5 protein-coding genes are annotated in these 13,447 nt (G+C 50.3%); 4 read left to right on the top strand and 1 reads right to left on the bottom strand.

The genetic code is table 11. The features are described from left to right. Nucleotides 1-140 precede the first annotated feature (140 nt). Entirely contained in the window at nt 141-1,118 is a 978-nt protein-coding gene (locus AB0L18_RS17770; protein ID WP_367388654.1) for an AraC family transcriptional regulator, read from the bottom strand. A gap of 182 nt (nt 1,119-1,300) precedes the next feature. On the opposite strand from AB0L18_RS17770, the gene AB0L18_RS17775 reads away from it, so the two are divergent. The 4 genes from AB0L18_RS17775 to AB0L18_RS17790 all read left to right on the top strand — a co-directional run bounded on the left by AB0L18_RS17775 (nt 1,301) and on the right by AB0L18_RS17790 (nt 13,376). Then, nucleotides 1,301-4,456 (top strand): SusC/RagA family TonB-linked outer membrane protein, encoded by a 3,156-nt coding sequence (locus AB0L18_RS17775; protein ID WP_367388655.1) that lies wholly within the window; start codon nt 1,301-1,303, stop codon nt 4,454-4,456. Between the two features lie 15 nt (nt 4,457-4,471). Further along, nucleotides 4,472-5,896 carry a RagB/SusD family nutrient uptake outer membrane protein gene (locus AB0L18_RS17780; RefSeq protein ID WP_367388656.1) on the top strand — a complete coding sequence of 475 codons (1,425 nt, stop codon included), beginning with the start codon at nt 4,472-4,474 and terminating at the stop codon, nt 5,894-5,896. Nucleotides 5,897-6,149: 253 nt separating this feature from the next. After that, nucleotides 6,150-9,257, top strand: coding sequence for a LamG-like jellyroll fold domain-containing protein (locus AB0L18_RS17785; RefSeq protein ID WP_367388657.1), 3,108 nt, complete (start codon nt 6,150-6,152; stop codon nt 9,255-9,257). 27 nt (nt 9,258-9,284) lie between these two features. Beyond that, nucleotides 9,285-13,376 carry a LamG-like jellyroll fold domain-containing protein gene (locus AB0L18_RS17790; RefSeq protein ID WP_367388658.1) on the top strand — a complete coding sequence of 1,364 codons (4,092 nt, stop codon included), beginning with the start codon at nt 9,285-9,287 and terminating at the stop codon, nt 13,374-13,376. Nucleotides 13,377-13,447 lie beyond the last annotated feature (71 nt).

Raw genomic sequence — 13,447 nt, forward strand, 5'->3', positions numbered from 1 at the left:
GGGCAGGGTTTTATACCCTGCACTGCTCCGTAGGCAGGGTTTTACACCCTGCACGAAGCAGCAGCAGCGGATAGCCCGGTGCCGATCCCGTCCCGGCAAGAAAAGTCGGGGCGGGAGAAGGCATGGCTCATCATCAAGTCCTAATAATGCTTCAATCTAGTCGCATACTCCGTAGGATTGACGTGGGCCAAATTGCGGGAATCTTTGGGCATAAACTGCCAGGGTGTCGACTGCTTGGTCCAATCGAAGGCGCTTTTTTCTAGGTAGCGTTTGCGGTAGACGATGGGGGTACAGTCGCGGTATTTTTTGAAGAGGCGATTGAAATTAGCTAAGTTGTTGAAGCCCGATTTTGCACTGATCTGACTGACCGTGTCGTCGGTGTCGAGCAAGAGTTTACAAGCGTGCCCGATGCGTAGGTCAATCAGGAATTGGGAAAAACTACGGAAGGCAAATTTGCGGAAAAAGTGACTGAAAGCCGAGGGACTCATGTTTAACTTAGTCGATACTTCCTCCAGCCGCAGGGAAGGATTCGTGAAATGTTTCAAGATGTAGCTGTAGGCCAATTGAATCCGATTGGTACTGTTGCGCAAGGCTTGGGGAGAGAAGCCTTCGCTCGCCAGTAAGGTAGCCTCTTTGGCGTGGGAAAGCAGGTCTAAAAGCTGTAAAAAATTGATGATATTGGTGAAGCCCTGATCTTCCGTTAATCCAATCATCAGGCGCATCGCCTCCTGCAGGCACTGCCCGTGAAATTTGATGCCCCGCCGGGAATCCGTCAACAAGTTGCGAATAGGTAAAAAACGATCTTTCTGAAAGAGGTGACTGCCAAACAAATCCATCGCAAACTGGATGGTAATGACGCGGTAGGGAGGCCCCTTTTCCTGGAGCAGTTGATCGCCATCCCACTTATGGTAGAGATAAGGTCCTAAAAGTACCAGATCGAAGTCCTGGTACCGTTCGGTGGAATCGCCTACGATACGTGTGCCAGACATGCCCATCACCAGGTTCAACTCATACTCCGGGTGATTGTGAATGGGGTAATCGAAGCCATTATTGGTAGAATCGAGGACCACTAATACATCCTGGTTTTTCAAGGGGGTTATTTCCCGATAGATGTCCATATTTAAAAACTTAAGTTCTTGTTGACGGTCATTTTCCTACGATGGTTTTAAGTATTGTTTTAATACAGAATAAAGTATTGTTATCATGAATTCTTAAAAGTACTGTTTTTTTGCGTAATAGTATCATTTTGGCTTCCTGTAAATATTGACCTTTAGGAATGTTAATCATAAAGGATTATTCTATGAGCGTAAAATTAGGAGCCAAAGGACACTGTAGGAGTACCCGTCTGCCGTCCATTTGTTGGGTGTTGTCCCTGTGGTTTTTACTGGGGATGACTACCCTGCAGGCGCAGTCGTTTGTGGTGAAAGGAAGCGTGGTTGAAGGTACTGGTCAGGAACCAATGATTGGAGCCAATGTTGTCGAAAAAGGAACCACCAATGGAGTGACGACGGACCTAGATGGCCGCTTTTCGTTGGAGGTAAAAGCTGCCGATGCTACCTTGGTGATTAGTTATTTGGGGTATGACAATCAGGAAGTACCTGTGGCTGGTCGTTCGGAAATAGCAATAGTGCTTGGCGAAAATACCAAGCTGCTGGAGGAAGTGGTCGTAACGGGCTACCGAAAAGAAATACGCAGCGATGTTTCCTCGGCCATCAGCTCCATAAAATCCAAAGATATTGAACGACTGGTCGTCGTGGGCATTGATCAGGCATTGCAAGGCCAGGCGCCGGGTATTGTCGTGACCCAGGTCACTGGTGCGCCTGGTGATGATATTGCGGTTCGGATTCGCGGAGCGGGATCATTGGGTAACAATAATCCGCTGTACGTAGTAGATGGTGTGCCGACCACCAGCAATATCAACATGTTTTCGCCCAGTGATATTGCCTCTATTGAAGTACTCAAAGATGGAGCTGCCGCCGCTATTTATGGTTCGCGGGCCGCTAATGGCGTCGTGCTGATCACCACTAAAAGAGGGCAACCGGGGCAGACCGTCTTCAACTTTGAGGCCTACACGGGGATACAGCAACCCGTCAGGTTACCAGAACTATTGAACGCAGAAGAATTCCTGACCATCCGCAATGAGGGGATCACCAATGCCAATGAACTCCGTAACCCTGCCAATATTCTGCCCACTTATGATATGGCGATCTTAGATACTTTAGCTGATACCGATTGGCTGGGCCTCGTTTTTGCACCGGCACCAATGCAGCGTTACTCCCTCTCGGCGATGGGCGGTGGAGAACAAAGTCGCTTTTTTATCTCCGGTGAATACCTCACCCAAGACGGTATCTACCAGGGACAGGGCTTTGATAAGTACCAGCTCCGGATCAATGGAGACATTGGCAATGACCGTTTTCGCATCGGTAGCAATCTCTCCTTTTCCGCTACAGAACGCCAGGTGATCAATTCTTCCGGGGATGGCTTTGGCCCGGGCAACGAACCCAGCGGCATTCGCTATACCCTGATTGCTTCCCCGCTATTTCCGGTCTACCATCCCGATGGTACCTTGGTCAAGACTTCTACGGAATTATCAGATCCGACGCTTTTTGGCGACGGCAATGCCAACCCGCTGGCATTCAACCAAAATACCGATTGGACCATCAACCGCTACCGGATGTTTGGTTCAGTATTCGCAGAACTTACCCTGCTTGATGGACTGCAATTGAGAACGACGCTGGGTGGCGACCTGCTCTTTGAGCGCAGCAAGCTGTTCAAGGAACGTTTGTCACCAGCGATTTACGACCCTACGTCTTTAAACGAAGGCCGGGTCTTCGCGCAAACCCTGGTGTGGAACAACTCGCTAAACTTCCAGCGTGATTTTGGCGATCATCGAATCTCTACCCTCCTCGGCATGGAGGCGATCCAGAATCATACGGATTACCTGGGAGCATCGGCCAACAATTTCCGGCGCAACGATCCGCTCTTCCGTTATATCGATGCCAGCATACCGGAAGAGATCAGCAACGTCGGAGCGTCCGGCATTGCGACGGAGTGGGCTTTGTTGTCCTATTTTGGTCAGTTTACCTATTCCTACAAACGGCGCTACGTGGTCAGTACGGCCATTCGCCGGGATGGCTCTTCCCGTTTTGGGAAAAACAATCGCTGGGGGACTTTCCCTTCCGTTTCGGCAGCCTGGAATATTTCGAACGAACCCTGGTTCGCCAACCAGGACTTTGTTTCCAGTCTGAAATTACGTGCCAGCTGGGGACGCTTGGGTAACCAGGAAATTGGGGTTTACCCCTTCAGCTCCCTGGTGAGTGTGGGTGATCGGGTCTACGTTTTTGGTAACAATAACAACGTTGCCACGGGGGCCAATATCGTGGAAATTGGTAATAGTAATATTCGCTGGGAAACCAGCACCCAGACCAATTTCGGAATGGATGTTGCTTTTGGTGGTGATCGTCTGTCCATTACGGCCGATGTGTTTCGTAAAACGACCGAAGACATCCTCGTGCGGGTTCCTATTCCCCAAACGGGTGGTGCCACACGTCCTCCTTTTGTCAATGCCGCCAGTGTTCAGAACGAAGGACTTGAGCTGGGCTTGATTTACAAAAACAGGATTGGCAAAGTGGGCTATTCCATCGGCGCAAATTTCACGACCCTGCGTAACGAAGTTATCTCGATTGCCGACAGTGAGCCCATTTTAGGAGGCTTTGGCTTGTCGGATGGATCGCTGACGCGGACGGAACCTGGCCATCCGGTAGGTTCCTTCTATCTCTGGGAGATGGTGGGCTTGTTTCAGTCGGAGGAGGAGATTGCGGCTAGTCCTTTTCAGAGCCAGTTTACCCGTCCCGGCGACGTCAAGTTTGCGGATCTCAACGGAGATAATATTATTGATGACAAAGATCGTAAGCACGTAGGCAATCCATTCCCCGACTTCACCTACGGCTTAAACCTGGGGCTCAATTGGGGCGGATTCGATTTCTCGATGCTGGTACAAGGAGTCCAAGGCAACGATGTCTATTTCCTTTACGGCAATTTTGCTTACGAAACCCAATTGCGAGGTTTCAACTCGTACCGCGATATTCTTGATCGGTGGACCCCCACCAATACCGATACCGACATCCCGCGCGTAAGCGTTGATGACCGCAATGGCAACCGCCGCCCTTCCACCCGCTTTTTGGAAGATGGCTCCTACCTGCGGATACGGAATATTTCTCTGGGCTATGATTTTGCCCAGCTGATCAACAATGAGCAGATCAGCACGATGCGCGTTTACTGCACCGTTCAGAATGCCCTGACGCTCACCAATTACCCCGGATTAGACCCCGAAATACAGGCCAATGCCAACGATACCCAAGGCTTGGGCATTTCCTCAGATCTGGCAGTGGGCATTGACTGGGGAACGGTGCCCGCACCACGGACCATCATTGCGGGTGTTCAACTTAAGTTTTAAAAAGAACCAGAAACGATGAAACTACTACGCTATATTTTACCCTTACTGATGCTCACCTCTTGTGAAGGCATCTTAGACAAAGATCCGATTGCGACTTATGATGCAGGCAGCTTTTTCCAAACGGGCGATGACGCGCTGCAAGCACTCAATGCGGCTTATGGACCTTTGTTATTCAACAATGACAATGGTAATTTTTATTGGGCTTTCGCCGAAATAACCTCCGACGAAGCCATTACGGGAGGTGATGGTTCCCGCCCTGGTTTAGTGGAACTGGAAGCCTTCACCTATACGCCTCGGACCGAAGAGTTTAACACTTTTTGGAAAGTACAGTACGAGGGAATTGCCCAGTGTAACCTCGTGCTGGACAATATCGAAAATGTGGAGGTGGAAGAAACGCTGCGCGCCCAGTACACGGGAGAAGCACTTTTTTTGCGGTCCTATTATTACTTTTTATTGACCCAGGTATTTGGCGAAGTTCCGCTGATAACGGAGCTGTTACCTCCCGATGAGCTGCGTCAACCAGCCAGTTCGCGGGAGGAGATTTTTGCACAAATTATTGCAGATTGCGAGCGGGCTGCCCCTTTACTACCGGTCGTAGCTGCTGCCGGTAGTGAAGGTCGTGCCACGCGGGGAGCGGCTTTAGCGCTGGCGAGTAAGACCAATTTGTACGCCGAAAACTGGTCGGCAGTACTCAGCTATGTGAGCCGGATCAAAGATCTGGGCGTCTATGCATTGGTCGAAGATTATGCCGATAACTACGGCAAGTTTACCCAGAATAACAGCGAGTCGGTGTGGGAAATTCAACACGCCAACCTAGAGTTGGGCTTGGGTAATTTCCTCAATCAATGGTGGGCTTCGCGCAAAATTGATGGCTATGGCTTCGCCGAAGTTACGCCATCATTTGTGGCGGCTTTTGAAGAAGGGGATCCTCGCCTGCCCATCACGGTGGCAATGCGTGGAGATGAATACTTCGGTCGTACCTACACCAACTCATTCTCTTCTACGAAGTACAGTGTTCGAAAATATATCCAATCCGATTCGGTCGTGACGCAGAAGGCGGATGGCGACATCAACTACACGGCTATTCGCTACGCGGAAGTCTTGTTGTGGGAAGCAGAAGCGCTGATTGAATTAAACCAAACCGCCGCAGCACTGGCACCGCTGGAGGAAGTCCGAGCGCGAGCGCGAGCCCAATCCATAGAACCCGCCACGACGCTGCCCGTGATCACTACCACCGATCAGGCAGCATTGCGGGAGCTCTTGCGGCACGAACGACAAGTAGAACTGGGTTTTGAAATGCACCGGTTTTTCGATCTCGTGCGCTGGGGTGTGGCCGCAGATTCACTCGCTGGTTTTGAAGTAGGAAAGCATGAGGTATTCCCGATTCCACAAGCGGAAATTGACTTGAACCCCATGCTTAAACAGAATCCGAACTACTAATCTTTGGGTACTGGGTATAGGGTATAGGGATTTTTGATAAACCCAAATTCGGCATTATACCAAGTACCAAGTACTGAGGTTACTGATGAAGAGGTGCTTAAATTTAAGAACAGCACGAAAATAAATTCTATTTCGGTTTTCGAATAGCTGGCTAAGCGATTCATTTTAAGCGTGTCAGCTATTCGAAAAGCCTAAAGAAATAGAAATTTATTTTCTGCGCAATAATTGGTCTATGTTGATTTTGGTGCAAAAGATGATGAAACAAATACTATGGTTGGTGTGCTTGCTACCGCTGGCCCTGGCCGGGCAGTCTGGTCAAGTGGCAATTCCTCGAGTGGAAGCGATGCCTAATCAGCCAGCACCTTATAACTTGCTGGATTGGAAAACCGTCGCCTTGGAATACGATGAAATGATCTACGATACGGAACTGACGGGGCAATACTTACCCCTCTGTTTTGTGGAGCCAAGCGGGGTCAACTATCCACTCAGTCCCACCTTTCGGCTGCATACCTACGTAGGTACTTTTTCGCCACTGGGCAATGAAGCCATTAACGTATTGCCATCCCTGGTGGGGGCAACGCTGGTGGGCCAGAACAAGCAAAATCAGTTTGGTCGCAATTGGGTACAGATGAGCCAGAACTTTTACAATAAAGCCAACGGCGAAAATATCTATCTCAATGCCCCCTCTACCAGTAGTGGGAATGACTGGTGGTACGACATGATGCCCAATGTCTACTTTTATCAACTCTACGACTTGTACCCGGATCTCGGCGGGGAGGCTGACTTTCAGTTCACCACTATCGCCGATAAAATGTTGGCGGCCATCAAAGCGATGGGCGGTGGTGCTACTCCCTGGTCGGTTCCTTACCTCAATTATCGGGCCTGGAGTTTTACCGAAATGACGCCCAATGCTCAGGGCGTTCCCGAGCCCGAAGCTGCTGGTGCCTTCGCCTGGTTGCTGTACCAAGCCTGGAATGAAACTGGCAACGAAGCATACCTGCAAGGCGCAGAGTGGGCGCTGGACTTCCTGGAAGACTGGTCAGCTAATCCTTCCTACGAGTTGCAATTGCCTTACGGAACGCTCACTGCCGCCCGAATGAACGCAGAATTGGGCACCAACTATGATGTGGAGAAGATGCTCAACTGGTCATTCGATCGTGGTCCCCTGCGGGGCTGGGGTACTATTGTGGGCAATTGGAACGGCTTCGATGTCTCCGGTTTGGTGGGGGAGGCCAATGACAATGGCAACGATTATGCTTTTCAGCTGAATGGCGTGCAACAAGCCGCAGCATTGGTGCCAGCGGTGCGTTACGATAAGCGTTTTGCGCGCGCCATTGGCAAGTGGGTACTGAATTTAGCCAATGCGACCCGCCTTTTTTACCCAGGATTTTTACCGAGTTTCCTTCAGGATGCCTCGGAGTGGTCCATGGCCAATGATCCTCAACAGGTGATTGGCTACGAGGCTTTACGCGAAAACTGGAACGGGCAATCTCCTTTCTCTACCGGTGATGCTTTAGGCGGCAATTGGGCGGCCACGAATCTTTCCCTCTACAGTACAGGCTCCATCGGTTACCTCGGAGCGATCATCGAACCTACGGAAGTACAGCGCATCCTACAGTTGGATCTATTGAAAACCGATTTCTTCGCCGCCGCCGCTTATCCGACCTATTTGTACTATAACCCTTACGGGCAAACGGAGACCATCACCCTCGCCTTAGGCGATGAGCCGGTTGATGTTTATGATGCCCTGACCGAGGCATTTGTGGCACAAAGTGTAAGTGGCGACTTGAGTGTCGCCCTATTGGCGGATGCTGCTCGGATGCTGGTGATTTGTCCGGCAGGAGGAGCAATTACTTACGATGAAAATAAAATGCTCATTGATGGTGTCGTGGTGGATTACCAGCAGACTGCGCAGGCTTATACGGCGGCTCCTCGTTTCAGAGGTTTAGCGGCGGAAGATTCGCCATTGGCGGTTTCTACTTCTACCACCGTCTACGCCACTGTGCAAGATATTGATAGTGATGCACTGAGTTACACGTGGTCGGCTAGCGCGGGCACTTTTATGGATAATGGTGCAAGCATTGTTTACACCGCGCCGACGAACGAAGGAGCAGTAGACATTCAGTGTATTGTTGGAGATGAGGCCGGCAACCTGGATACGGCCATGCTGGTTCTGCCTATTGTTCCGGAAATCAATCTCGCTCCGGAGATTATTTCCATAGAAAAAAGTGCACCATATACGCTTCCACAAGGTATGGTCACCTTTACTTGTGTGGCGACGGATGAAGCTCCGCAAAGTTTAAGCTACAGCTGGTCGGCCAGTGGAGGTATCATCAGCGGCAACGGAGCTACAGCCAGTTGGGATGCTCCCGCAGGAGAAGGGGTCATCGAAATTGAAGTGGTTGTTACCGACGACGAGGGGCAAAGCACCACGGCCACTACGGAAATACTGGTACGCAACTTCGTCTCCACCGGAGGGGATATTATTGCCCATTATCCCTTTACGGGGAATGCGCTTGATATCAGTGGCAATGAGCTGCACGGTCAGAACAATGGTGCACTCCTGACTACTGACTTGTTGGGCGCCAGCAACAATGCTTACTACTTCAACGGCGGCAGCCAGCATATTGCGGTGGAGAACATGCCGATCTTGAACGTTCAGGAAGCTATTACCGTAAGTGGCTGGTTGGAAATGAACGCACTGCTGGAGCGCGAAGCCTTCGTCGTTTCCCACGGCAGTTGGCAGAATCGCTGGAAAATCTCTATCACCCCGCAGCAACAATTACGCTGGACGGTGAATACCCTCACTGGAACGCGAGATTTAGACATCCTAGCACCTTTAGCAGTGGACGAATTCTATCATTTTGCCGCTACTTACGACGGCGAATACCTGGCTTTGTATCTCAACGGTGAACTAGCTGCCTACCGAGCTGCTGATGGATTAATACGTACGACTACCTTCCCACTATTGATTGGTCAGATGCTACCAGGCCAACCCGAATACAACTTTAAAGGGGTGATTGATGAGGTGAAAATTTTCGATCACGCCCTTACACCTGCAGAAGTGGCTACGCTTTACCAAGGGGGCGTAACTCCCAATACCGAACCCATCGCATTGACGGAAGAGCAACTCTTGGCCTACCCCAATCCCGTAGAAAACTCCCTTTATCTACATTGGGCCGCAGCCAGGAATCAAGAAGGACACATTGAAGTCTTCGACGTATTAGGTCGGAGCGTATACCGCCAAAAAACGACAAGTGATACCGAACAGATCGCGGTGGAGCACTGGCCGGAAGGTCATTATCACCTGATTTGGAGTAGCCCATTGGGTCGCTCAGTGAGTACCGTAATTAAAATTTAAGAACCTTAACTTTAATACCATTTTACGATGATGAAACATTTATACCAATTAATAATGGGCTTGGCCTGTTTGCTCAGCACAACAAGTGTGATTGCACAGACCCCAATTGCTCACTACGATTTCTCAGGAAGCGCCAAGGATATTACGACCAATGCCAACCATGCAGTCGTAAATGGTGCGCAACTGATCCAGGATCGCCTCGGTTTTGCCAATAGTGCTTTTTTGTTTGATGGAGAACAAAGCAGCGTTATTGCACCGAATAGCAGTGTATTGAATACGCCCCAAACGACCCTTAGCTTCTGGGTAAACGTCACGGCGCTACCAGAACAAGGCGAAGATTTTCTGCTTTCCTTTGGCGGTTGGCAGCAACGTTGGAAAGTATCTCTTCCCGCCCACGGAAAGTTGATCTGGACCACCAACAATACCTCGGGTATTTCTGACATGGATGCTGGTGATGGCAACGAGCTGGTGCCGGGGCAATGGACCCACGTAGCGATGGTCCACAACGGTACAGAAGACAAGATTTACCTCAATGGAGCAGTTGTAGCCACCAAGGCTGTAGCGGGTGATATGAATGCGACGACCAATGTTTTAGGCATAGGTTATAATCCTATTGACAACGCCAACTACTTTGATGGTGCACTGGATGAGGTGATGATCTTTGGCACAGGACTTTCTGACGCCGAGATTGCCGCTTTGTACAATACACAAAATACTGCACCGATCATTGGCAACGGTGTCGTCGCCAGCTATTCTTTTGCTAAGGCAGGTTTTGAGGACGCTTACGGAAATCATGCAAGCTTGCAGGATGCTACCGTGGCTACCGACCGCTTCGGCTATGGCCATAGCGCCCTGGCGTTCAATGGTACCAGTACCGAAGTTACCGCACCCAACTCCTCCGTATTGAATTCCCCCACAACCTCTATCGCTTTTTGGATCAAACTCAATAGTTTACCCGCAAGTGGGGAATACTTCCTGATGTCCAATGGCGGTTGGCAAGAGCGGTGGAAAATCTCCCTGCCTGGCCACGGTAAGCCCGTCTTTACGACCAACAACACTTCAGGTATTTCCGATATGGACAGCGGTGATGGCAATGAACTCGTCGTTGGCGAATGGACCCACGTGATGATGGTGCATGATGGTACCAAAGATAAAATCTACCTCAACGGTGCCTTGGCCGCAGAAAAGAATGTAGCGGGTGACCTCAATGCTACAACACAGCCGCTAGGCATCGGTTACAATCCCATCGACGGAGGTAACTGGACCGACGGAGTGATCGACGAGGTAAGCATTTTAAATTATGCACTGACTGATGGGGAAGTGGCTACTCTTTACGCGGAACAAGCTACTTTCCCTGGTACGGTAACGCCAGAAGTCGCCTTGTACAGCCTGAATGGTGATGGGCAAGACGATAGTCAATTTGGCAATAGTGCTGAACTCCTTCCGGGAGCTAGTGAAGTTGCTAACCGCCACGGCTGGGGCGCAAATGCTCTGGAAGGAGCTGCTGTTGCGCCTAATTCAGTGGCCCTGCAATCGGATGCCACGACGGTCGCCTTTTGGGTAAAACCCAATAGCTTTCCGGTTTCCGGAGAAGTCTATTTACTGTCTAACGGTGGCTGGCAGGAACGGTGGAAGATTTCCATGCCTAACCACGGTAAACCCGTCTGGACAACCCACACGGCAACTTGTTGTAATGACCTCGATTCCGGCACGCCCCTAACCTTGGATACCTGGACCCACCTGGCCATGGTACACGATGCCACGACCGGCAAAGACCTGATCTACCTCAATGGCACTTTGGCCAATGAGCGCGACGCTGCGGGCGCACTAGCGACCACCAAATACCCCCTCGGTATCGGCTACGATCCTATTGATGGCGGCAGCTTCTTTGACGGCGCTATTGATGATTTGCGTATTTACAACGAAGCGCTTGATGCAGCAGCCATTGCGGCACTCTACGCGGAGCAAAATACGGCCCCTGCTGTTAGTGACCTGGTAGCCCACTATGCTTTCAGCGGTAATGGTAAAGACGAGACAGCTTACAACAATGATGCTTCCATGCCCGTGCTCACGACGGATCGTTTTGGTCGCACCAACCAGGCTGCTGCTTTTGACGGTACCACGGAAGTGACGGCAGCAAATTCTGCCCAGCAGAATTCACCTTTAGCCAGTATCAGTTTCTGGGTAAACCTCAACTCTTTGCCCGCTAGCGGAGAAGTCTTTTTACTCTCTAATGGCGGCTGGCAGGAACGTTGGAAGATCTCTTTGCCCAACCATGGTAAGCCCGTTTTTACCACCAATAATACCTCTGGTATTTCGGACATGGACAGTGGCGATGGGAATGAGCTGCCCGTTGGAGAATGGACGCACGTGGTAATGGTACATGATGGTAGCAAAGACATCATTTATTTCAACGGAGCCCAGGTGGCGGAGAAAAATGTGACGGGTGATTTGAATAGCACGACTCATCCGCTAGGCATGGGTTACAACCCTATTGATGGAGGAAATTGGTTGGACGGAAGCCTGGATGATGTACAATTGTACAGTATCGCGCTTGACGGACCAGCTGTTGCAGCGCTCTATGCCGAGCAGTCTACGCCTCCGGTAATTACGGATACCGAAGCTCCTTGCGCGCCGCTTAACCTCACCGCTGACGTCGTCTTCAACAATGTTGATCTGGCGTGGTTGCCTGCTACCGATAACGAAGCAGTGACAGCCTATAACGTTTATATTGATGACGTACTCGCGGCGACGACGGAGGAAACGAACGCTTATTTTCCGCTCCTGACACCGCTTACTACCTACACCTTTGCGGTGACGGCTATTGATGCGGCAGGAAATGAATCTTTGCCAAGTAGCTTGTTGGTCACCACTGGTGTCGATGAAACTCCTGACATTACGCCTCCCACACCACCGATGAACCTGATGGGATCTCCGAGCTTTAGCTCTGTACTGCTCAGCTGGGAAGCGGCTACCGATGATACCCAGGTGGCGGGTTATTATGTTTGGTTAGATGCCGTGCCTTACGACACCATTGGAGCCAGTAACTTGTCGATTTTGGTGACAGGCTTGGAGCCTTCTGAGTTGTACTCCTTCGAAGTAGCAGCCTTTGATTTGGCCGGCAACGTTTCAGAACTTGCCGAATTGACGCTGAGCACCACGGAGCCCCTGGAAACAGCAGAGCCCGGTTTGGTGGCTCATTATCCTTTTGATGGCAATGCCAACGATGCAACGCCTTATGCCAACCACGGGGTAATTGGAGGAGATCCGATTTTTGAAAATTCGACGCATCCTCACGGTGGTGGAATGAATATCAAGTTTGATGGAATGCAGGATTCCGTATTGGCTCCCAATGCAGTACAGCTGCTTTCTGATTTCACCTCGGTAGCGTTCTGGATTCGGGTCGATGAAGTCAATACAGCGATAGCAGAATCTTATATCATGGACTTCGGTCACTGGAGCGAGCGCTGGAAAATCTCCTTACCACAGCACACCAAGATTGTCTGGACCACGAACAGCAACACCATTCAGTTTCCTGAATTGATTTCGGATATGGACAGCGGTGATGGTAATGAATTGGTACCTGGATTCTGGTGGTACGTAACAATGGTACACGATGGCGAAAACGATCTGATTTACGTCAACGGTATCCAGGCCAATAGCAAGCCTGCTCCTGGTCTGTTAAACGTTACTGCCTTTAACCTCGGTATGGGAAATAACCCCATTGAAGGCGGCCAGTACTTTAATGGCGCCTTGGACAACGTAAAGATTTACAACCGGGCCTTAACTGCTGATGAAATAGCCACACTTTACGAGACAGGATCTATTGTTGTAGGTACCAATGAGCCCAACTTGATTGGCACTTACATCGAAAGTGTTTACCCCAATCCAGTTACGGATATTCTGAACGTACGGCACGGTTTGCCAGGCAACCAACCCCTCTTGTTGCGTACTTTTGACGCGGCTGGTCGCCAGTTGGATATGCTGCGCTTAACGCCTGCCCAAGTTGCCAATGGTCAATTTGACTTATCGGTAGCTAATTATCCTGCGGGTATTTACTCCCTCAACTTTGTGTTGGGAGGTAAAAACCTGGGTACGGTGATGTTCAACAAACAGTAAGCAGAACCATCAATAAATGAAAGTAGGGAAGGTTAGCCATCATTGCTAACCTTCCTTTTTTCCAAACTCGT

Origin of the sequence: Lewinella sp. LCG006, from assembly GCF_040784935.1 — a bacterium.
In the GTDB taxonomy this organism is placed as follows: domain Bacteria; phylum Bacteroidota; class Bacteroidia; order Chitinophagales; family Saprospiraceae; genus Lewinella.